Source organism: Shewanella sp. SM101 (assembly GCF_025654465.1).
Taxonomy (GTDB): domain Bacteria; phylum Pseudomonadota; class Gammaproteobacteria; order Enterobacterales; family Shewanellaceae; genus Shewanella; species Shewanella oncorhynchi.
The window spans coordinates 86,513-107,986 of sequence record NZ_JAKKRH010000001.1 but is presented as its reverse complement, the minus strand read 5'-3'; the positions used below and the strand labels follow the sequence as shown (position 1 = coordinate 107,986).

18 protein-coding genes and 1 pseudogene are annotated in these 21,474 nt (G+C 46.2%); 8 read left to right on the top strand and 11 right to left on the bottom strand.

What is annotated here, in order from left to right; translation table 11 throughout:
* Positions 1 to 57 precede the first annotated feature (57 nt).
* From tgt to L5M38_RS00400, 8 genes and pseudogenes are all read left to right on the top strand, one after another.
* Positions 58 to 1,182 carry a tRNA guanosine(34) transglycosylase Tgt gene (gene tgt / locus L5M38_RS00435; RefSeq protein WP_006082277.1) on the top strand — a complete coding sequence of 375 codons (1,125 nt, stop codon included), beginning with the start codon at positions 58 to 60 and terminating at the stop codon, positions 1,180 to 1,182.
* 27 nt (positions 1,183 to 1,209) lie between these two features.
* A complete protein-coding gene (gene yajC, locus L5M38_RS00430; protein ID WP_007649452.1) occupies positions 1,210 to 1,542 on the top strand; it encodes a preprotein translocase subunit YajC in 333 nt (110 codons plus the stop codon).
* A gap of 17 nt (positions 1,543 to 1,559) precedes the next feature.
* On the top strand, positions 1,560 to 3,410 hold the full coding sequence (secD, locus tag L5M38_RS00425) for a protein translocase subunit SecD (RefSeq protein ID WP_113941670.1): 1,851 nt from the start codon (positions 1,560 to 1,562) through the stop codon (positions 3,408 to 3,410).
* Between the two features lie 12 nt (positions 3,411 to 3,422).
* The gene (secF, locus tag L5M38_RS00420) at positions 3,423 to 4,370 is read left to right on the top strand and encodes a protein translocase subunit SecF (RefSeq protein ID WP_113941669.1); all 948 of its coding nucleotides are present in this window, start codon (positions 3,423 to 3,425) and stop codon (positions 4,368 to 4,370) included.
* A 234-nt stretch (positions 4,371 to 4,604) separates the two neighbouring features.
* On the top strand, positions 4,605 to 4,922 hold the full coding sequence (locus L5M38_RS00415) for a DUF2007 domain-containing protein (RefSeq protein ID WP_028761071.1): 318 nt from the start codon (positions 4,605 to 4,607) through the stop codon (positions 4,920 to 4,922).
* Positions 4,923 to 5,051: 129 nt separating this feature from the next.
* Positions 5,052 to 5,411: pseudogene (locus L5M38_RS00410) on the top strand (rhodanese-like domain-containing protein).
* Positions 5,412 to 5,430: 19 nt separating this feature from the next.
* A complete protein-coding gene (locus tag L5M38_RS00405) occupies positions 5,431 to 6,342 on the top strand; it encodes a bifunctional precorrin-2 dehydrogenase/sirohydrochlorin ferrochelatase (RefSeq protein ID WP_263166681.1) in 912 nt (303 codons plus the stop codon).
* Between the two features lie 143 nt (positions 6,343 to 6,485).
* Complete coding sequence (locus tag L5M38_RS00400) at positions 6,486 to 7,031, top strand: YaeQ family protein (protein WP_263177980.1); 546 nt, start codon at positions 6,486 to 6,488, stop codon at positions 7,029 to 7,031.
* An 83-nt stretch (positions 7,032 to 7,114) separates the two neighbouring features.
* Here L5M38_RS00400 and L5M38_RS00395 read toward each other — a convergent pair whose 3' ends face one another.
* From L5M38_RS00395 to L5M38_RS00345, 11 genes are all read right to left on the bottom strand, one after another.
* Positions 7,115 to 9,571 carry a S8 family serine peptidase gene (locus tag L5M38_RS00395; protein ID WP_263177978.1) on the bottom strand — a complete coding sequence of 819 codons (2,457 nt, stop codon included), beginning with the start codon at positions 9,569 to 9,571 and terminating at the stop codon, positions 7,115 to 7,117.
* Between the two features lie 721 nt (positions 9,572 to 10,292).
* Positions 10,293 to 10,709 (bottom strand): rhodanese-like domain-containing protein, encoded by a 417-nt coding sequence (locus L5M38_RS00390; protein ID WP_263177976.1) that lies wholly within the window; start codon positions 10,707 to 10,709, stop codon positions 10,293 to 10,295.
* Positions 10,710 to 10,810: 101 nt separating this feature from the next.
* Positions 10,811 to 11,023, bottom strand: coding sequence for a DUF2892 domain-containing protein (locus L5M38_RS00385; RefSeq protein WP_006082265.1), 213 nt, complete (start codon positions 11,021 to 11,023; stop codon positions 10,811 to 10,813).
* A gap of 43 nt (positions 11,024 to 11,066) precedes the next feature.
* Positions 11,067 to 14,309, bottom strand: coding sequence for an efflux RND transporter permease subunit (locus L5M38_RS00380; RefSeq protein ID WP_263177975.1), 3,243 nt, complete (start codon positions 14,307 to 14,309; stop codon positions 11,067 to 11,069).
* Positions 14,310 to 14,345: 36 nt separating this feature from the next.
* Positions 14,346 to 15,359 carry an efflux RND transporter periplasmic adaptor subunit gene (locus L5M38_RS00375; protein ID WP_263177973.1) on the bottom strand — a complete coding sequence of 338 codons (1,014 nt, stop codon included), beginning with the start codon at positions 15,357 to 15,359 and terminating at the stop codon, positions 14,346 to 14,348.
* Positions 15,360 to 15,542: 183 nt separating this feature from the next.
* Positions 15,543 to 16,259 (bottom strand): SIMPL domain-containing protein, encoded by a 717-nt coding sequence (locus L5M38_RS00370; protein ID WP_028761062.1) that lies wholly within the window; start codon positions 16,257 to 16,259, stop codon positions 15,543 to 15,545.
* A gap of 143 nt (positions 16,260 to 16,402) precedes the next feature.
* Positions 16,403 to 16,789 (bottom strand): VOC family protein, encoded by a 387-nt coding sequence (locus L5M38_RS00365; RefSeq protein WP_263166691.1) that lies wholly within the window; start codon positions 16,787 to 16,789, stop codon positions 16,403 to 16,405.
* A 103-nt stretch (positions 16,790 to 16,892) separates the two neighbouring features.
* Positions 16,893 to 18,209 carry an OmpP1/FadL family transporter gene (locus L5M38_RS00360; RefSeq protein WP_263177972.1) on the bottom strand — a complete coding sequence of 439 codons (1,317 nt, stop codon included), beginning with the start codon at positions 18,207 to 18,209 and terminating at the stop codon, positions 16,893 to 16,895.
* A gap of 353 nt (positions 18,210 to 18,562) precedes the next feature.
* The gene (gene putP / locus L5M38_RS00355) at positions 18,563 to 20,014 is read right to left on the bottom strand and encodes a sodium/proline symporter PutP (RefSeq protein WP_105253092.1); all 1,452 of its coding nucleotides are present in this window, start codon (positions 20,012 to 20,014) and stop codon (positions 18,563 to 18,565) included.
* 157 nt (positions 20,015 to 20,171) lie between these two features.
* The gene (locus tag L5M38_RS00350; protein ID WP_263177970.1) at positions 20,172 to 20,876 is read right to left on the bottom strand and encodes a DUF3379 domain-containing protein; all 705 of its coding nucleotides are present in this window, start codon (positions 20,874 to 20,876) and stop codon (positions 20,172 to 20,174) included.
* Positions 20,869 to 21,432, bottom strand: a complete 564-nt coding sequence (locus L5M38_RS00345; RefSeq protein ID WP_006085483.1) for a sigma-70 family RNA polymerase sigma factor — start codon at positions 21,430 to 21,432, stop codon at positions 20,869 to 20,871. Before L5M38_RS00345 ends, L5M38_RS00350 begins: the two co-directional genes overlap by 8 nt.
* Positions 21,433 to 21,474: the final 42 nt, after the last annotated feature.

The window sequence follows — 21,474 nt, the reverse complement described above, 5'->3', positions numbered from 1 at the left end:
CAAAATGGCATTAGCCATTAAAAATGTAGTCAGACTGTTTATCTGGCGAGGTGAATTATGAAATTTGAATTAGACACTACCGACGGGCGTGCGCGCCGTGGTCGGTTAATTTTTGATCGTGGCACAGTAGAAACCCCCGCTTTTATGCCGGTAGGAACCTACGGCACAGTGAAAGGCATGACACCGGAAGAAGTACGTGCCACTGGCGCGGATATTTTGCTCGGTAACACTTTCCATTTATGGTTGCGCCCAGGCGAAGAAATCATGCGTAAGCACGGTGACTTGCATGACTTTATGAACTGGCAGCGTCCTATTTTAACGGACTCGGGCGGTTTCCAAGTGTTTAGTCTTGGCGATATCCGTAAGATCACCGAAGAAGGTGTGCATTTCCGTTCGCCCATTAATGGTGAAAAAATATTCTTAGATCCTGAAAAATCAATGCAAATTCAAGATGCATTGGGCAGTGATGTGGTGATGATTTTTGACGAATGTACCCCGTATCCTGCCACTGAAGATGAAGCGCGCAAGTCAATGCAGATGTCTTTGCGTTGGGCAAGACGTTCGCGTGATGAATTTGACCGTTTAGAGAACCCTAACTCACTCTTCGGTATTATTCAGGGCGGTGTGTATGAAGATTTACGCGACGAAAGCTTAAAAGGCTTAGTCGATATTGGTTTCGACGGTTATGCCGTCGGTGGTTTGGCCGTAGGAGAGCCTAAAGCAGATATGCATCGCATTCTTGAGCATATTTGCCCGCAAATTCCTGCAGACAAACCTCGCTATCTGATGGGGGTCGGTAAACCAGAAGATTTAGTTGAAGGTGTACGTCGTGGTGTTGACATGTTTGACTGTGTGATGCCAACCCGTAATGCCCGCAACGGTCATCTGTTTACGAGTGAAGGTGTGATCAAAATACGCAATGCGCGTCATAGAGATGACACGTCACCACTTGATACTAAGTGTGATTGTTATACCTGTAAAAATTATTCACGGGCGTATCTTTACCACTTAGATCGTTGTAATGAGATTCTGGGTGCGCGTTTAAACACCATTCACAACTTGAGATACTATCAAATGTTAATGGAAGGTTTGCGCGGTGCGATTGAGACGGGTACATTAGACGCCTTTGTGGCGGACTTCTATACCAGTCAAGGTCGCGAAGTACCAGAGTTAGTCGATTGATTTTTTGCTAATAAGAAGAGAAAAACTATGTTTATTTCAAATGCATATGCAAGCGCTGCCGGCGCACCACAAGGTGGCGGCACGATGGAACTGATTTTCATGCTGGCGATTTTCGGCCTGATTTTCTATTTCATGATTTTCCGTCCGCAATCAAAACGCGTTAAAGAGCACAAAAATCTGATGTCTTCATTAGGCAAAGGCGATGAAGTGTTAACCAGTGGTGGGATTTTAGGCAAGATTGCAAAAATCAGCGACGAAAGCGATTACGTGTTACTGAGCTTGAACGACACAACACAAATCACGATCAAAAAAGACTATATTGCAGCTGTATTGCCTAAGGGCTCTATCCAGTCGTTGTAAGCCAAGAGGGCTCAGGCGTGTTAAATAAATACCCAATGTGGAAAAACATTATGGTGATGCTCGTCATCGCCATAGGTTGTTTCTATGCCGTACCTAACCTTTTTGGTGAAGATCATGCGGTGCAAGTGGTGGCGACTCGAGGTGCTGAAGTAACTGCATCTACCCAAGCCAGTGTGAACGAGCTGTTAGCCAGTAAGAGCATTGCGGTAAAGCGCTCTGAGCTTGAAAAAGGTCAGTTGTTGGTCCGTTTGCAAAATGCGGATCAACAGCTACTGGCGAAAGAAATCATTGCTGACAGTTTAGGTGACAAGTTTACTGTGGCACTTAACTTAGCGCCTGCGACGCCTAAGTGGCTCGAGTCCATGGGCGGCAGCCCAATGAAGCTCGGTCTTGACCTTCGCGGTGGTGTGCATTTCCTCATGGAAGTGGACATGGGCGAAGCGATTCGTAAGATGGAAGAAGCTAAAGTTGCTGATTTCCGTTCACAATTACGTGAAGAAACCATTCGTTATGCTGGTATTCGTGTTAATGCTACTGGAATTGAAATCAAGTTCCGTGATGCTGAAAACTTAGCGACTGCCGAGCGTTTCCTTAAGACTCGCAATAAAGATATGGTGTTCACCGACGCTAGCCGTGGCGAAGATTTCGCGCTGCAAGCTGTGATGAGTGAAGCTTATCTAAAGCAGATTAAAGAAGAAGCACTGCAACAAAACATTACTACCATTCGTAACCGTGTTAACGAGTTAGGTGTGGCTGAGCCTGTAGTACAACGTCAAGGCGCCGAGCGCATTATCGTTGAGCTGCCAGGTGTGCAAGATACGGCTCGTGCTAAGGAAATCTTAGGTGCAACCGCATCAATTGAATTCCACATGGTGGATGACAAAGCCGATCCGAATGCTGCGCAATCAGGCCGTGTACCTGCGGGTTCTGAAGTGTATCAGCGCCGCGAAGGTGGCACTGTGATATTGAAGAAAGAAGTGATGTTGACGGGTGACCATATCACTGGCGCACAACCTAGCTTTGACCAGTACAGTCGTCCTCAGGTCAGTATCAACCTCGACGCTAAAGGCGGTACCATTTTTTCTGACGTGACCAAAGACAACATAGGCAAGCCTATGGCGACTTTGTTCATCGAATATAAAGACAGTGGTGATCGCAATGCCGATGGCAGCGTTAAGATGCAGAAAATCCAAGAAGTGATTTCTGTCGCGACCATTCAAGCCCGTTTAGGCCGTAACTTTGTGATCACTGGCTTAAGTCATGGTGAAGCACAAAACCTTGCGCTATTACTGCGTGCGGGTGCCTTGATTGCTCCTGTATCAATTGTTGAAGAACGTACCATTGGTCCAAGCTTAGGTGCTGAAAACATTCAAAGCGGTGTACAAGCTATGGTATGGGGTATGGCAGTTGTCTTACTCTTTATGTTGGTTTACTACCGTAGCTTTGGGCTTATTGCTAACCTGGCTTTAACCGCAAACTTAGTCATGGTTGTGGGCGTTATGTCTATGATCCCTGGCGCTGTGTTAACCCTACCCGGTATTGCCGGTATGGTGTTGACGGTCGGTATGGCGGTTGACGGCAACGTGCTGATTTATGAGCGTATTCGTGAAGAGCTTCGTGCAGGACGTAGCGTACAGCAGGCAATCCATGAAGGTTATGGTAATGCTTTCTCAACTATCGCCGATGCGAACATCACCACCTTCATCACTGCGCTCATTTTGTTTGCCGTAGGTACTGGTGCGATTAAAGGCTTCGCTGTGACCTTAATGATAGGTATTGCGACTTCTATGTTTACCGCCATCGTGGGTACTCGCTCAATCGTTAACGCGATTTGGGGTGGTAAGCGCGTGAAGACTCTGTCTATCTAAGGGGAAGTGACAATGATTGAAGTTTTATCCTTAAAACATACAGTAAACTTCCTCCGCCATGCACTGCCTATTAGCGTTATGTCGGCAGTGTTAGTGCTGGGCTCGCTGGTATCACTCGCGACTAACGGTATTAACTGGGGTCTTGATTTCACTGGCGGTACTGTTGTTGAAATGGAGTTTACTCAGCCGGTTGATTTGAATGCGCTGCGTGTGCAACTGACGACGCCAGATTCCGAAGGTGCGATCGTGCAAAACTTCGGTTCTAGCCGTGACGTACTTGTACGTTTACAGGTGAAAGAAGGCGTTAAGAGCGATGTGCAGGTTAAGTCTGTCATGGAAGCCGCGCAGAAAGTTGACCCACAAGTGCAGCAGAAGCGTGTTGAGTTTGTTGGCCCACAAGTGGGTAAAGAACTGGCAGAGCAAGGCGCATTGGCGGTATTAGTCGCGCTGATTTGTATCATGATCTATGTGTCGTTTCGTTTCGAATGGCGCTTAGCGTTTGGTTCTGTAGCGGCATTGGCGCACGATGTCATCGTGACCTTAGGGGTGTTTTCGTTATTTCAATTGGAATTTGACTTGACCGTATTGGCGGGCTTGTTGACGGTGGTGGGTTACTCACTTAACGATACTATCGTGGTATTTGACCGTATCCGTGAGAACTTCCTTAAGCTGCGTAAGAGCGATCCTGAAGAAATAGTTAACATTTCAATCACTCAAACTATGAGCCGTACCATTATTACAACGGGCACGACTTTGGTGACTGTTGTGGCCTTGTTCCTTAAGGGCGGCACTATGATCCATGGCTTTGCGACTGCATTGCTGTTGGGGATTTTTGTGGGTACTTATTCCTCTATCTATGTGGCGAGCTTCTTGGCCGTTAAACTGGGTATCAATCGTGAACACATGATGCCAGTTGAGATTGAGAAAGAAGGCGCAGACCAACCTCCTATGATGCCTTAAAGGTTAATTTGGAGTTAAAAAGCCACCGACGAGGTGGCTTTTTTTTGCATCGATTTTGAGGCGTATCTGACATTCTGCTAGCAAACTCACAAAGTTATAGTCAGTTATGCTGTAAAAAGTGAATGTTAATTTATTTAACAACTGATGTAAAAATCAGCGCTCGACAGCCTCGGCTATTTAGCAGTAGGATGTCGGCAACCCATATTCCAGAGAGTTGTAGCCGTAGGATGTCGCATGGAAGAACGTAAAGTGTTAGTTGCTGGTGGTAATTTATTGCAGGCCCACACATGGAAAGGTTTATTGGAGGCCTGTGGCATTCATGTTGAACTCAGAGGTGAAGCGTTATTAGGCGGCATTGGTGAACTCCCTACTGGGATGCAAAACGTCGAGTTATGGGTAGGTGAGTCCCAATACGCGTCAGCACAAGTTCAATTGAATGCGTTGGATGTTGAAAGTCCGCAATGGCAGTGTGTGCAATGCCATGAGACTAATGAAGGCAGTTTTGAGCTTTGCTGGCAATGTAGCTCAGAGCGCAGCGAAAGCCACAACTAGCCTTTTCACTGGCAACCTTCTCAGCTTTGCGGTGAGGCTGAAAGATTGCGTCTGCAGGATGAGAAGATTACACTTGGCTGATAAGCTGACATTCATTATGTCATTCAATATCTTATCTAGGAGTTAGTGATGCAGCATCCCAATGCATTTTCCGCCCTTGTTGACGCTATTCTGCCTAATATCACTGAAGTGACAATCGAAGCATATCAGGCCGATGACCGCTGGCACCTTGTTGATGTGCGTGAGGATCGTGAGTGGCTGCAAGATCATTGACCCCAAGCGAAACATTTAAGCTGGGGTATTTTAGAGCGTGATATCGAAGCGCGTTTCCCCGATAAAAATACACCCATATTACTCTACTGCGCGGGTGGTGCGCGTTCCGCCTTGGCTGCCCATAATCTGCAACTTATGGGTTACGCCCACGTTGCCTCTATGATTGGTGGCTATAAGGGCTGGGTACAGCGTCAACTGCCAGTGGTGCAGGACTAAGCGTTCAGGATCTCATCTAATGCAATATTTTCCCTTGTTTGTCGATACGGTTAATTTGAATGTTCTACTGGTGGGCGCGGGCGATGTGGCGAGCCGTAAGTTAGCACTGCTGACACGTACTGAAGCCAATATCCACGTGGTAGCGCCAGAGGTGAACCTTGAAGTGCAACGTTATGCAGATGCTGGCCGCATTTTGTTATCCCAGCGTGAAGTCGTCCATGCCGACATTCAAAATTATGATTTGGTGTATTTAGCTACGGCAAACGACAGTCTTAATGCCGAGTTAGCGACCTTAGCTACCGCGCGTGGTATCTGGGTTAATGCCGTTGATAATCCCGCCTTTTGCCGCTTTATCACTCCTTCTATTGTGGATCGAGGTCGTTTAGTGGTCGCGATCAGCACTGCGGGCGCAGCGCCGGTATTTGCACGCACGATTCGCTCGCGTTTAGAATCTAGCCTACCGCAGTCACTCAAACCGTTATTCGATTTTGTCGCCGATAGACGCGTCGAAGTACAAGATAAGCTCGATTCAACCTCGAAACGCCGCTTATTTTGGGAGCGATTTTTCGATACCAATGGCGACCGTTTTGATAGTCGTACCACTGAGCATTACCATAATGCGTTTAATAACTTAGTCAGCCGCGGCGAAATCCTTTTGTTGGATGATACAACCTCTGTGGACTTACTGCCGCTCGCCGCCATGCCGCTATTGCAGCGCCTCGATTGTATATACAGCCAAGGTGATTTAAGCGTTGAACTCGCTGAACTTGTTCGCCGCGACGCAGATCGCGGTTTTTTACCCGCTTTCAGTGAGTTGAGTCAACAGTATGAGCTGGGTACGCGCATGCTACTGGTAGCGGATACGCAAAAAATCAGCTTGTTGAAAGCCCATTTCCCCATGGCTAAACATCTGCGACCCGGTGCGATTTAACCTTCTGTTCGATTGCACGTTTTGTTCGATTTCATGGGCGTACCTTATTGTTCGTTTGAGCTAATGCCGAGTCTCAGGTAGACTCGGCAGCCTTATTTTAGGATTTCGCTGTTTCAGGATTTCACTCTGCATTTAGGATGACTATGGCCCTCAAGGCGACCGTGTTTAAAGTCAATTTACAGATAGCCGATATGGATCGGAATTATTACCAAGACCATCAATTGACGCTTGCACAGCATCCTTCCGAAACCGATGGCCGCATGATGGTGCGTTTACTCGCGTTTATTGTGAATGCCAGCGAAACCTTAAGTTTTAGTAAAGGTCTGTGCGTTGATGATGAGCCAGAGCTATGGGACAAAACCCTATCCGGTGAAATTGATCTGTGGGTTGAGTTTGGTCAGGCCGATGAAAAATGGCTGCGAAAGGCCAGCGGCCGTGCCAAAGTCGTGCAGCTCTTTACCTATGGTGGTCGCAGTGTACCGATTTGGTGGAAACAGAATCAGCAAGCGTTAGAGCGTTATCAGAATTTAAAAGTGTGGAATATTGCCGAAGAGTACGTCACGGCGATGGAAGCCTTTGTTGGGCGTAATATGGCATTGCAAGTTTCGATTAGTGAAGGCCAAATTTGGTTATCGGATAATGAAACCAGCGTGTTGATTGAACCTGAAATCCTCAAAGATATTGAATAACATGTTTTGTAAAAAAAGAGCCTGCAATTGCAGGCTCTTTCCGTTTATCACTTTTAAGTATCAGTAAGAGTATCGATTTTGATTTATTTGAAGCTCAGTTCCCAGCTATCGATATAACCAGCATCACCACGGCCACTGTCTACGGCTTTTAACTTCCATACGCCGTTCGAATTCGCACCTGTCATATCTGCGGTATAGCTCTTATTGATATTGTCTGCACCAAGACCTGTGTTGTTATGCAGGGTAACCGTTTTTCCTGAAGGGCTGATCAGCTGCACTTTTAAGTCACCAATGTAAGGGTGGACTATGTTCACGACTGCAGTCACAGTACCTGAATCACCTGTGCGAGTAACCGTGATTGGGCTAGTGATCCCCGCCGCTTTGTTATCAGGAATATTATAGTTATCAGTATTGCTATAGCTCGTTGGCGTACCGCCGCCATTAGACGCTGTGTAGCTCGCCGTTAACGACACACCAGTGAAAGCCGAATCGCCTTTCACCATGGCATAGTAAGTGCCTGATTGTACGTTGGTGATTGGACAAGACTCACTATTGCCACTTTTATACGGACGGCAATCGTAATTAGTGGTGGTTGGCGCTGCGCCATATTGCACATACAAGTCCGCATCACCTGTGCCACCGTTCATCACAAAGCCTAGGTTAGTTGCACCTGCTGGAACTTCAAATGAAAAATGTAATTCTTCACCTGTTGCGCCTGCTAAACCTGTTTTCGCCACACCGTTCACGAGAACACTATCACCCGGTTCGGTTGGATCGACAGGACCCGTTGGACCAGTACAAGATGCGTCTAGGAAGGCTTTTGCTGCAACTGCATTAACTAAACCATAGCCATAGTAGTTGTCACGACCCGCAGTACCAAGATCTTCGGCTGTCATTTTCAATGCGTTACGGACTTGCGCCGCACTACATTCTGGGTGGTAGCTCCACACTAAGGTCGCAACACCTGACACATGCGGTGTCGCCATAGATGTACCGTTGTAGTACTCGTAATCTTTATTGCCTTGGTTGCTGACAGTGACTGTGGCGCCCAGTTGATTGCGCAGTGCTAAGCCTGTTGCACGATCAACAGATACAGAAACCATATTGATTTCGTTGTTAGCATCCACAAGGAAGGGGTTTTGTAAGCCGGGTAATGCCGCGTTACTGTAAACAATCGTCGCACTGGCACCCGCATTCTTGCAGGCTTTAGCTGCGTTAATTTCAGGGTAGCTAGTGCCTTGATTACCAACACGTTCCACTAAACAAATCTTATTGGTCATGTTGCCGCAGTTGAAGCTTGTGCCGCTAACGGTACATTCTGCCAAAGTTGCAGTGCTGGTACCGTTAAATGGTGCGGGGACATAGCTGCCACCAGAGGATATCAGGCGATTGTGCGGCACGACACCTGAGTCAAAGTAAGACTGACTGCCGATAGTGATATCGGCTAAACGGCCTTCGCCACGGGTAACAGTCGATAGAACGGCTTCACCAGGGCCTGATATTTCCACTTGGTTAGTGTATTGGGAGAATGCTGAGTGGTCTTTATGGTTATCCACAGAGGCGACAGACATGACGCCATCGTAGGATGCTGGGTAGCTGTGAGTGCTATTCCCCGCGTTCCCCGCAGCAGCAATCAGGAGAACACCATTATTATAGTGGGCGGCCAGAGCGTTACGCTCAGTGGTACTAGAACCTGAACCACCTAAACTCATAGTGACAACATTGGCGCCGTTGGTGACGCAAGTGTCTACGGCAGCGACTAAGGATGAAGAGTAGCCCCAGCCAGATTCATTAAACACTTTGATCACATGAATATTGGCATTTTGATTTGGCATAACGCCGATCACGCCATCATTGTTGGCAATCGCCGCAATCGTCCCCGCAACGTGCGTACCGTGGGCGTTATTATTGCCCGGCTCAAACCAGTTACCCGTGCCTGAGTTATTGGTCCCTGTGACATTGTTGCCACCTAAGTCGCTGTGACTACGGTCGTAGCCTGAGTCGATAATACAAATAGTGCGGTTGCCAGCTTGGCTGTCGCTTAGCTGGGTTGCTCCTACAAAAGTTTGGCCCCAAGGCGTACTTTCACTTAGAAAGCGGCGTGGCATATCTTCTTCGACATATTCCACATCAGCACGGGTTTTTAAGGCATTGATCCCTTTGGCATCGAGTTTCACCGAGTAACTGTTACTGCGGCCGATACGCTTCATTTCCTTCGCTTGTACTTTATTTAATGCGGTATGTTGGGCACTGATTTCAGCCATTTGTGGCTGATAATTCATTGTGGTTGGTAGCGTATCTGTTGTCGCGTCATTGAGTGACTGCAGATCACTCGTTGATTGCACACTATTGGCTGACATGATGGCCGCGGCATCAGTGTTTTTAAACTTCACAATGTAACGCTTTGGCAGTGGGGAGGTTTGTGCTTGTAATGCTGCGGCAAAACCTGGGGCTTGTGGTGCTGCTTGTACACCGGCTGAGATCGCAATAGCTAAGCTTGAAAGGCTTAACGCTATTTTAGTGGTTCTGTTGATTGTCATGTTCTTCTTCCATGGTCAATTTAGTGTTAATCATTATTATTTTATGTTTCATAAGAATAACTACGACTCAGATGCTACTCGGTTAGTGAATTTATCTGCGACCACGTAATTTGTAAATCAATTGTTAACAGTATGGCGGTTGGTAAGTATTTAGATTTAATAGGCATTTATAGTGCATATAAATTCAAGCTGTAACGATTTGTAACCAAATTTTATTAAAATATTTGTTTTTTTATGTGATAAACGTGAATAAGTGAATACGAATTTACGACTTCATATGAGGGCTTTTGATTGATTTTACCGTTATCAATGCATTGAAATTTATATATATATTTTTTTGTAATTAAAAATAACAAAAACAAACTTTAAGTTTTCATCATAATGATAATATTTTCTCAAGTGATTGATTATGCGAAATTGTTGCAAAAGGCTGTCAATAGGGTGGCAGTTGCCAATTGATTGACTTTACTTAGGCTGTTTGGGAATACGGGTGTTACTTATTTTATAGAACTACTAAAAAATCCTGTGCTCTTTCGTCCACAATAAATCTGGTAAGAACCTATTAATCCACCCCTGCTTAATTTCGATATTTTATTTAGATAATAAAAAAGCGCCCTAGGGCGCTTTTAGCCGTTAAACTTTGAATGACTAGAGCGAGGTGAGAGTACTAAAGTGATTTATTCTTACTTCCCCACACTAGAGCCAATTTGATGGTTGTGAATTACTTAGCGGGCGTTTTTTGCGCTTCAACTAAGGTGGAATAGCCGCCACCATTATAGGTTTGGGTGTATCCGGCAGCGACTAAGGCTTCGGTCGCAATACTGCTACGACGGCCGCTGCGGCAATACAAGACGACGGGAGCATCTTTGGCGATGCCACGCTTAGCAAACTCCTCTGTCACTTGCTCAAAGGGAATATTGACCGCATTCGCTAAATGACCTTCGGCAAATTCTTCAGGCGTTCTAACATCGAGCACCATAGCGCCTGAGGCAATTTTATCCCATGCGATTGCAGGATCTTGGTCGGCTGCGCTGGCTATCATGGACATTAGCAGCAGTGGCATGAGAACCAGTGATTGCAGGCTTAATAGGGCTAAGCGCATTAGGCTTTGGCCACGGGTTACGAGGTTGTGGGTCACTTTATCTCTCCTTGACGGCTTTTTGGCACGCTTGTATTAACCAAGCGTGTACTTGCTCACCTATCTCTTATCTTAACTCTTAAGTAGTGACTTTATGTGGCTTAGCTTTGTTTAGCAATTTCAGCCTCTGATTTTACACCCAATTTTCGTAAAACCATGGCGGCAGGACAAAAACCGGTAAAAGCACTTTGGAATAGGTTAGCGCCAACAAATGCGGTTAACCACAGAAAGTTGTGGTGCACATAGGCGGTTAACACCAGTGACAGTAACACCATAAATCCGGCAAAAGCCATAATACTGCGTTCTAATGACATACCTTACTCCTTGAAGCCATCTTGGTGATGGCCTTTGTTGTGGTTAATTTTGTGTTTGTATCTGAACAGTATTCATACGGTTTTTCATGGCCGTGTAGTACAGCACAGGGATGACAACTAAGGTCAGTATGGTCGAGATAAAAATACCAAAGATCAGACTGATCGCTAAGCCATTGAAAATCGGATCATCAAGAATAAACAATGCCCCTATCATGGCTGCAAATGCAGTCAGCATGATAGGTTTAGCTCGCACGGCGCCAGAGTGGATCACTGCCCGCTCAAAGGGCACGCCGGATGCGGTTTCTTGATTAATAAAATCGACCAATAATATCGAGTTACGCACAATAATCCCCGCCAGCGCTATCATGCCTATCATGGACGTCGCGGTGAATTGTGCTCCGAGCAGGGCATGTCCAGGCATTACGCCAATCACAGTCAGTGGAATTGGCGCCATGATGATAAGCGGCACCAGATACGATCTAAACTGCGCGACCACCAATAAATAAATCGCAATCATACCGACCGCATAGGCGATACCCATGTCTCTAAAGGTTTCGTAGGTGATCTTCCATTCGCCATCCCAGAGCACGGCGACTGAGTCTAACCCTGTGGGTTGGTGAATATAATGCTGATCAAACCCTAAGCCATCGGCGCCATCGATTTTGCCCGCCATATCGAACATGCCGTAGAGCGGGCTGTCCAGTGGTCCCGACATATCGGCGACGACCATGATCATAGGGATCATATTCTTATGGATAATCGGTGCATCGATTTTGCCACGTTTGATGGTTACCAGCTCAGAGACAGGCACAGATTGCCCCGTTTGGCTCAGTAACTTCATATTCAGCACTTGCTCTAAATCGACTTTCGCGCCTTCGTTTAATTGCAGGCGGATAGGTATCGGTTGTTTTTGCTGGGCTTGATGTAAATAGCTCACATCTTTGCCGCCAACTGAGGTGGCAATCAAGTCGACAATATTGCTGTAGGGCACGGCCATCAGGCTGGCTTTACTGCGGTCGATCATTACTTGCCATTTTTGCTGGGCGGCGGGCAAGAAAATATCGATATCGACCACATCTTTGGTTTCATGGAACAGCGCCTGCATCTCATATGCGGCTTGCTCGCGAATAGCGGGACTTGGGCCATACACTTCTGCAACCAGCGGCGACCACACTGGTGGTCCAGGTGGCACTTCAACCACTTTGATATTGGCTTGATATTGCTCGCCAATTTGCTGCAGTTCGTCTCGCACCGATACCGCTATGCTGTGGCTGTCGCGCTTGCGGTGTTTCTTATCCACTAGATTCACTTGGATGTCGCCAAGTTCTTGGCTGTGACGCAGGAAATAGTGGCGCACTAAGCCGTTAAAGTTCATTGGCGCGTTAGTGCCCGCATACAATTGCAGATGCTCGACCTCAGGGACGGTTGTTAGGTAGCGACTCAAATCCTGCAATACTCTTTGTGTTTGCTCTACGGGAGTGCCTTCTGGCATGTCCACCATTACTTGAAACTCGGACTTATTATCGAAGGGCAGCATTTTAAGCACCACGAGCTGACCCACGGGGAGCGCGACGGCGATGCCGATTAACACAAATACGCCGGCAGCCAGTCCCACTCTTGCCTTACGGGCATTTTTACCCAGTAGGAAAGGGCCAATTAAGTGAGTAAAGAGGCGCACCATTTTCGTTTCAGCTTCATCCTCGTGCGAGGCTTGGGCAGTATCGTGTTGGTCATTATGTTTCAGCAGTTTACGACTGAGCCAAGGAGTGACCACAAATGCCACTACGAGGGAAATTAACATGCCCATACTGGCGTTGATGGGGATCGGGCTCATGTAAGGCCCCATTAAGCCCGATACAAAAGCCATCGGCAGCAAGGCTGCGATAACAGTAAATGTCGCCAGAATCGTCGGGCCACCGACTTCATCGACCGCCACAGGAATAAGCTCGCTGAAGGAATTTTTGCCGAGCGCCATATGCCGGTGGATGTTTTCTACTACGACTATGGCATCGTCGACCAAGATGCCGATGGAGAAAATCAAGGCGAACAAGGACACGCGGTTTAAGGTAAATCCCCACGCCCAAGAGGCGAAAAGGGTGATCGCTAGCGTGATAATAATGGCTACGCCCACGACTAAGGATTCGCGTGCGCCCATGGTTAAAAAGACCAGCACGACTACGGCGCTGGTGGCAAAAATCAGTTTTAAAATAAGGGTGTTAGATTTATCCGCCGCGGTTTCGCCATAGTTACGTGACACTGTGACTTCGACATTTGCCGGGATCAACACATTGTCGACTTTAGCTATCCGCTCAATCACACTGTCGGCGATATCGACGGCATTTTGGCCTGCTTGTTTACCAATTGCGATTGTGACGGCGGGATAAATGTCGGTTTTATCTGCGTGCCAAACGCTCTGTTTAGGGATATCACGTTTTAAGCTGATTTCGGCAATATCCGCCAAATAAATCGGAATAGTCTTGCCTTGTTTATCTTGATAGACACTGACGACTAATTGCTTGAGATCGTCGATGGATTGTAAAAACTGCCCAGCTTGGACCTTTATCTCTTGATTGCCTTGCACTAAGGATGCAGGCATAGAGACCATATTATTGTCATTCAGGCTTTGTCTTAACTTGTCGTAGGTCAGATTAAAGCTGTTCATCTTGGCGGGATCGATACGTATGTTGGCCACCATATCGTGCTGGCCAACGGTATCTATTTCGCGAGTGCCGGGAATACGCTTAATTTCGGTTTCTAATCCAAGGGCGACATGGGTTAGCTGCTCAGCAGACACTTGCCTGTCCTTAGACCACAAGGTCAAACTGACAATGGGCACATCATCGATGCCGCGGGGTTTAATTAGCGGATCGCCCACGCCAGCGCCCCTTGGCAATTTATCCATATTGGAATAAATCTGGTTGTATAGGCTGACGATGGCATCATTGCGCCCGACGCCGACCTTAAAGATGACGATGATCAGCGCGCCATCGGGTTGGGAGAACGAATACAGAGTATCTATGCCTTTGATTTCGGAGATCACTTGTTCCGCTGGCAGAGTGACTAAGTTTTCAACTTCCGTGGGTGTCGCGCCGGGAAAAGGGATAAACACATCGGCAAAGGTGACATCAATTTGTGGCTCTTCTTCTTTTGGCGTGACCAAAATGGCGAATAAGCCAAGTAAGAGCCCGAGAAGTGCTAATAGCGGCGTGATGGCGCTATTTTGAAAGGCAGCGGCAATTCGTCCGGAAATCCCAAGTGTGGTTTGTGGTACTGGAGCATGTTTCATAAAACAACCTCGACAAAGCTTAAGTCGCTAGGGAATTTATTGCTTCTTGCTGAGCAACACTTGGTAGGCATCAACGGCCACCTTGTCACCCGACTTAAGGCCCGCAAGCACTTCTACCTCGCCATCTAAGGGCTCAGTGACACGGACTTGGGTCAGCACAAAGGCTTCGCCTTGTTTAAGGTAAACACTGCTCAGTTCGTTCATTGTGAGCAGTGCAGAGGCGGGCAGTTGGATTTTTTCCCGAGCGCCATTTTTAAAGGAAGCTTTTGCCCAAGTACCGGGTTGAAGATTGGCTTCATTTTCTGGCAGATTAATTCGCACTTGATAACTGTGGCTGACAGGATCGGCGAAACTGAAAATCGTGAGGTCGGTTGAGGTGAACTCGCGCCCATCACTTAAACGGACGAGAAATTCGGGGGAATTTTTAAGTTGGTTAATGTAACGCTGTGGTACTTGGGTAATGGCGCGCATTTGACTCGTGGAAAACCCTGAAAGTAGTGCTTGTCCTGGGCTTACGGTTTCGCCAAGTTCGACAAAACGCTCAGTGACTATGCCACTAAAAGGCGCTGAAACGACAGTGTATTTTAAGGATTCGTTGGCTTTGATGACACGGGCTTGTGCTGCACTGACGGCTTGTTCTGTTGCTTTAGCATTGGCGGTGGCTTCATCCATCGCGCCCTTAGAAATCGCGCCTTGGGGAAATAGCTCTTTATAACGTTTGTATTGTGCCTGAGCTTCGACATTTAAAGCCTTCGCTTTGGCTAGATCAGCCTCAAAGCTTGCCAGTTCAGCGCCTTGCTCTTTACTGGTAATTTCAAGTAGGGCGGCTCCTTCGGGGACGACATCGTTAACATCGTAGTTGAGTTTGACAATACGACCAGAGGTTTGCGCCGATACCGTCGCTGCTTTTACTGCTTCAATGGTGGCGTCTAAGGTGACCCAATTCGGATAGGGTTTATTTAAGACTTCGATGGTTTCGACTGAGGCAGCCTGAGCTTGAGTATTGGAAAGTGCCAGCAGTAAGAAAAAAGCACGAGAAATTGATGTCATAACTTATATCACCCCAGATGTAATTTATGAGAAAATTCTAATGGAGTTGTTTTCAATAGGCAATCAATATTTATTAGAAAAATTTAATGTAGTGTTTTTACCTAATTTAGGAATAAGGAATAAGGAATAAGGCCTATAGCGCCTTATTCCTCGTGCTTCAGAGTTTCAAATTAAGCCTAAAATTTAGTCATTTAAATAATAGGTTAGTGTGGAAACGATGCGAATTTGTTTAATGTAAGGCGTGCTGCTGTCGCGGTCTGAAATAGTGAACTGGCCTTGACTCGCACTTTTAATTTTTCCGAGGCGAGAATCCGAATCCTTAGCAAATTTTTCAGCCACTTCGCGGGCATTTTGAGTCGCTTCTTGCACCATGATAGGTTTGACTGAGTTGAGATCGGTAAACAGAAACTCAGTGCGATTATCATAATCTTGGCTAGCGATCGCTATACCTTCTTTTACTAAGTTAATCATTTGCTTACGGGTGTTCAGCATGAGATCAATCTGTGGGGTATAAACCGATAGGTTCACTTTTGCCGAGTAACGGTATCTGACGTTGGGATCGACATAACCTTGGGCTTGGCGATCTTCAATTGAAGGCAAAGAGACAGTAATTTCGCTGTCGCTAAAGCCTTGTTCCTTTAAAAACGCTACAACACGATCGGTTTTTTGCTGAACCGTCTCGTAGAGTTTAGGCAGATTGTTATCGACCTCAGTGAAATTGATTGGCCAAATTGCCACATTGGCTTTAACTTCTTTTTCCGCTAAGCCCTTTACCGTGACAGTGCGTTCCATGGCTTTCATTTGCAATAGTGCTGAGCTTGCTGTCTGGCCTACATAAACAAGTCCAGCGCAAAGGAAACCACCTAACAGCAGGGCAGGAAGGATGTTACTTTTTTCCATAAAAAGAATCTCTTGATTAGATGAACTCAGTCTACGATACCGAATAAACCTCAGTTATGCACTGGGTTTATTCGGAATAGATGCCGCTTAAGGCAGAGGAGATTATGTTGAGAGATGAGTTTTGAAATATCTGTTTAAAGCATTTATTTTTCAGGAGGGATGGCGCTTGGCTGCCATAATTCGACTTTATTGCCATCAGGGTCAATAAACCAGCCAAAGCGGCCAAATTCTGAATCTTCAATATCACCAATCGGTTGACCGCCACCTTGCTCTACTTGTACGAGGGCTTGCTCTAAATCGTCAACGACAAAGTTGAACATAAACCCTTTATCTGAGGGGGCGAAATAGTCCGTGCTATGGGCGAAAGGGGTCCAAACATGGTAGCCAAGAGTTGATTTATCTGTGTGATAAAACGCGGCGCCGCCCCAGTTTTCAATGGGGACTTGAAGATGGGTTTTGTACCAAGTTGCCAAGGCAACGGGATCGACACTTTTAAAGAAAATTCCACCGAGTCCAATGACTTTAGCCATAGCCGTAGCTGCATTTACAGGAGTATGAATTAACTTTAGGCAATAAATGCTTAAGATACAAAAAAGCCGCAAAAAATGCGGCTTTTGGTGTTAGTAATTTATCTTAGAACTGGTAGCTGTATTGAACTGAGTAGTACATACCACTCGATTCAGTAATCGCATTAACAGGGCCTGCGATTGCGCTGTTTTCGATCAGGTGAACTTCTTCACCTTTAATATAAGCGATACCAAAGTCAACCGTGTTTTGTGGGTTGATGTGGTAGCTCATACCCGCTGTATACCAGTTACGGTCAGAGTCTGGGAATGAAATAGAGCTGATTTCGTCCACAACGCCTTGGTCATGCATATAACCCGCGCGCACGGTGAATTGTTCGTTGATTGTGTAAGTGCCACCTAGGCTGAATAACCATGAATCTTTCCATTGGTATTCTTTCAGAGCAACGTCGCCAGCTTGCAGTTGAGTACCTGCACCCGCTTGACCTGGAATAATAGTGGCTACGCCATCTTTAGCCGTGATTTGTTCAAAGTTGCTCCACTGGGTGTACTGCGCAGTGTAGTGCACTGCAAACTTAGGTGTGAGCTGATGGAAACCAGCAACTTGGAAAATATCCGCAAGGGGTACGTCTAAGCTGTCAAAGCTTGTCGCTAGTGCTGTTTTTGAACCTAAACCAACGGCAGATAGATCTTTAGTGCTGATCGTGTTGATATCACCTTTAACATTCACTGTTGGGCTGAAACGGTAGCTGATACCGAAACGATTGTCTTTATCTAACTCAATTGTGGCACCCACAATACCACCAAACGCCCAACCGTCAGCGTCGACGTCAACCAGAGGTGTCGCGCCCATGTTACGGGTTAAACGACCTTCACCGTAAATGGCATCAATACCAGCACCGATACTGAACATGTCATTAATACGGTATGAAAGGCTGGTGTTAAAGTTAACCGTTGTTACTTCTGTTTCGCCAAGCAGATCATAAGGTGCTTGTGAGCCTGCTGGTAAACTCTTTGAAAGTGAGCTGGCATCGGTACCGGTACCAAAGTTAGAGAAAGCGGCAAAACCTACGGCGAACTTATCGTCGATTGGGTGAATGTAGAAAATATTAGGGATAATTTTAGAGCTACCCGCGTCATCGATGCTGCCTAAGTCTACGCTACCGGCCTTAAAGTTAACGTCTTTAACATCAACAGTAATATCGGCATAAGTTAAGCCGAAGGAGATCGCATCTTTATCGAATAATGCCATAGCAGCAGGGTTACGTGATAACACAGAAGCGTTATCGGCAATAACCGCATCACCCGCAAATGCACGGCCCATACCAGTTGCTGATTGGCTGTTTAGTTGAAAACCTGAAGCTAAGGTTTGTGTGCTTGCTAATGCAACAGAAACGGCAATGAGTGTCTTGTTGAATGTTTTCATTATTATTCTCTCTATTTTTTATAAGTATTGGATTTTTATTCGGTCCTAGTCCGCCGAAAGTATTTAAATCCATTTATTAGTCTCCGGCATCTTATGGATTCAATGTACCCTCAACAAGTCCGACCAGAAGTGAAATATGTTAACTTTCAGTTAATTAAAAGTCTTTAAAACAAGAGTGATACTTTAGTATGCTTGAATGGTCTGGCCAGATGCTTGATATGAAGGGCTTTGGGTGCCGCTATGGGTTTCAATTGAAGTTAATGGTTTGTAATGGTGTGTAGGGTATTTAAAAGGATACAAAATGTAAAAAGCGCACACTTGTGCGCTTTTAAACATATGGAAGCATATCTAGATTAGAGTGCAGACTTAAATTGTTCGAACTCTGTCGTTACTTTTTCACTTGGAGCAGAGAATTTACTGACTAAAATACCCGCAATAGTCGCGAATATAAACCCAGGAAGGATTTCGTATACTTCAAAAATGCCACCAGTGAGTTGCTTCCAAATCACCACGGTTAATGCACCGACAATAATAGTGGCGATAGCGCCATTACGGCTATATTGCTTCCAAAACAGGGATAACAAGACTACGGGACCAAAGGCCGCACCAAAGCCTGCCCAAGCATAACTCACTAGGCTGAGCACGCTACTTTCAGGATTGAGTGCTATCACACCTGCAATCACAGCGATAGCGAGTACACCTAAACGACCTACCATCATTAGCTCGCGATCATCGGCCTTTGGGCGCAACCATTTACGGTAGAAATCCTCGGTGATGACACTTGAGCAGACTAAGAGTTGCGAGTCGATAGTACTCATGATTGCCGATAAAATAGCGGCGATTAATAGCCCACCAATCCATGGGTTAAACGCTGCTTGAGCTAAATGGATAAACACTGTTTCAGAATTGGCTAATGGCTCTTTGGCGAAATAGAGCGAGCCTGCGATACCTGTGGCTAACGCGCCAATGAGAGATAACACCATCCAGCTCATGGCTATACGGCGTGACAAGGGCAGGGCATCGGCACTGCCTATCGCCATAAAACGCGACAAAATATGTGGCTGACCAAAATAACCTAGGCCCCATGCGAGCAAAGATAACATGCCGATGGCAGTGGTTTTGTCATTGACCAATGCCAACATCGCGGGATCGATCGTTTCAATACCTGCATGGCTTTCGGGGTGAGCGAAAACGGCGAAAGGGACAATCAATAGGGCGATGAGCATTAAACTGCCTTGGAAAAAGTCAGTCCAACACACGGCAAAGAAACCGCCAATAAAGGTGTAACCGACTATGATGGCCGAGCCAATCACGAGGGCTGCGGTGTAATCAAGCCCAAAGACTTTCTCAAACAAAATCGCGCCACCGACCATGCCAGAGGAGGCATAGAAAGTAAAAAATACCAGAATAGTGATTGCGGAAACAAGTTTGAGATAGCCTTGGGTATCGTGGAAACGTTTCTCGAAAAAATCCGGTAAAGTGAGGGCGTTATCGGCGAGTTGGGTATAAATGCGCAGTCGTTTGGCAACAAATAACCAGTTTAGCCAAGCACCAATAATTAATCCTACGCCAATCCAGGCTGCACCTAAGCCGCTTAAGTAAACTGCGCCGGGTAACCCCAGTAACAGCCAACCTGACATGTCAGATGCACCCACGCTGAGTGCGGTCACTGCGGGGCCCATTTTGCGGCCACCTAAAATATAATCATCAACAGTATCGGTAGCACGGTAAGCCCAAAAACCTATGCCCATCATCAATACTAAGTAACCAACAAATGTGATTAAAATCGGGGTTTCAATCGTCATCTTGCCTTTTCCCATCTTTTTATTATTAAAAGTGGCAAGCATGCTACCAGATGTTTGAACGTGCGCCCATTAGCAGATGTAAGTGTGATTGAAATCTAACCTCCAATAACATAAAAATATCGGAGATTGATTTTTAAATGCAATTTATAACAATGGCTTAAATAAATATATTCTTGATTTCGTCTTTTATATAGCTAAGGTCAGCTTGATCCTCACCTATGAGCAAAATAAATGCATCGGGCGTTTCAAAGCCCATTCCTTGATATTTACCGTCGGCGAAGGTTTTATCCAACACCATACGTTTCTCGAGTGGCACGATAAAGAGTGTCACCTTACTTTGTTCGCCCTGAAGTACTAAGTGCAGGCTTTTTACCCCTTGAAAATCGCAATAAGAGGTGTAATACACTTTGCCCGGTTGTTGGGTAAATTTGGCATTGCCAAAGTCTTTTATCGACGCAAGCTGGGCATTGACTTGACTAAAATTGACATTTTGATCGACATGCAAGGCAATATCTTCATCGTAGACATGGGCCAGTGCATGTTCAGCCAAATCAATAGGCCCTAAGCGTAATAGGCTGAAGCTGATCCCTACCACAAACGCAACCGAGGCTGCCATGGCCACTAAAAAAAACGTTTGCCGGCGCTGTTTATGGTGCTGTTGTAACTGCTGACGCAAAATGAGTTTGTCGGCGAGATCCTCAGCCACATCTACTTTCAATGCGTTGCTCAGTTTGGCATAAAGGTTTTTAAGCTCATTGATTAGGGCTTGGTTTTCTGGCTTGGCATTGATCTGCGCCAGAAAGTCAGCATCTTGATTATGAGGATCTTCATAAGCTTGACGTCTAAATTTAAGCTCATCCATTGGATTGACCTCTCACATCATTCTTCTCAAGTAATTCTTTCAATTGGCTCCTCGCCCGAAATAAACGCGTCATTACGGTGTTGCGATTGAGCTCCATCAGCTCGGCGATTTCATCGCCGCTAAAGCCACCAATGAGCTGGAGTAAGAGTGGTTCGCGGTATTCGATATCCAGCTTGCCAATTTGTCGACGGATCAGATATTGCTCGGTCTGCTCTTCACTGCTATTGGAGATATTGTCTTCCAATGTATCTTGCTCAACGTCGGAATAATCGAACTGTTTACGCTCGAAACGCCGCGCATTTTCACGCCTAAGAATCGTGATCAGCCAAGCTTTCGCCGCTTTATCATCCTTGAGGGAATCCAAAGAGCGCCACGCCCGCAAGAAGGTTTCTTGGGTAATGTCTTCAGCCACGTGCTTATCGCCGCATAACCAATAGGCGTAGCGGAAAATGTCTGCATGTAGCGCCTTGACTAGGCTGTTGTATCGTCGTTGTTTGCTTAGCATGTCAGAAGAGACCGCGGGCTCGACGGATTTCTTGCGCCAGTTAGCAAACATTTTTTATCTTTGGGCTTTTTGGCGGAATATTTAGCATGGTAG

Excerpts from the sequence above, each read along its gene's own strand:
- putP (WP_105253092.1), bottom strand. The coding sequence starts at position 20,014 with ATGACGATTGAAACCCCGATTTTAATCACATTTGTTGGTTACTTAGTA.
- L5M38_RS00345 (WP_006085483.1), bottom strand. The coding sequence starts at position 21,432 with ATGTTTGCTAACTGGCGCAAGAAATCCGTCGAGCCCGCGGTCTCTTCT.
- L5M38_RS00400 (WP_263177980.1), top strand. The coding sequence starts at position 6,486 with ATGGCCCTCAAGGCGACCGTGTTTAAAGTCAATTTACAGATAGCCGAT.
- L5M38_RS00405 (WP_263166681.1), top strand. The coding sequence starts at position 5,431 with ATGCAATATTTTCCCTTGTTTGTCGATACGGTTAATTTGAATGTTCTA.
- L5M38_RS00365 (WP_263166691.1), bottom strand. The coding sequence starts at position 16,789 with ATGGCTAAAGTCATTGGACTCGGTGGAATTTTCTTTAAAAGTGTCGAT.
- L5M38_RS00350 (WP_263177970.1), bottom strand. The coding sequence starts at position 20,876 with ATGGATGAGCTTAAATTTAGACGTCAAGCTTATGAAGATCCTCATAAT.
- L5M38_RS00370 (WP_028761062.1), bottom strand. The coding sequence starts at position 16,259 with ATGGAAAAAAGTAACATCCTTCCTGCCCTGCTGTTAGGTGGTTTCCTT.
- L5M38_RS00375 (WP_263177973.1), bottom strand. The coding sequence starts at position 15,359 with ATGACATCAATTTCTCGTGCTTTTTTCTTACTGCTGGCACTTTCCAAT.
- L5M38_RS00360 (WP_263177972.1), bottom strand. The coding sequence starts at position 18,209 with ATGAAAACATTCAACAAGACACTCATTGCCGTTTCTGTTGCATTAGCA.
- L5M38_RS00385 (WP_006082265.1), bottom strand. The coding sequence starts at position 11,023 with ATGTCATTAGAACGCAGTATTATGGCTTTTGCCGGATTTATGGTGTTA.
- tgt (WP_006082277.1), top strand. The coding sequence starts at position 58 with ATGAAATTTGAATTAGACACTACCGACGGGCGTGCGCGCCGTGGTCGG.
- L5M38_RS00415 (WP_028761071.1), top strand. The coding sequence starts at position 4,605 with ATGGAAGAACGTAAAGTGTTAGTTGCTGGTGGTAATTTATTGCAGGCC.
- L5M38_RS00395 (WP_263177978.1), bottom strand. The coding sequence starts at position 9,571 with ATGACAATCAACAGAACCACTAAAATAGCGTTAAGCCTTTCAAGCTTA.
- yajC (WP_007649452.1), top strand. The coding sequence starts at position 1,210 with ATGTTTATTTCAAATGCATATGCAAGCGCTGCCGGCGCACCACAAGGT.
- secF (WP_113941669.1), top strand. The coding sequence starts at position 3,423 with ATGATTGAAGTTTTATCCTTAAAACATACAGTAAACTTCCTCCGCCAT.
- L5M38_RS00380 (WP_263177975.1), bottom strand. The coding sequence starts at position 14,309 with ATGAAACATGCTCCAGTACCACAAACCACACTTGGGATTTCCGGACGA.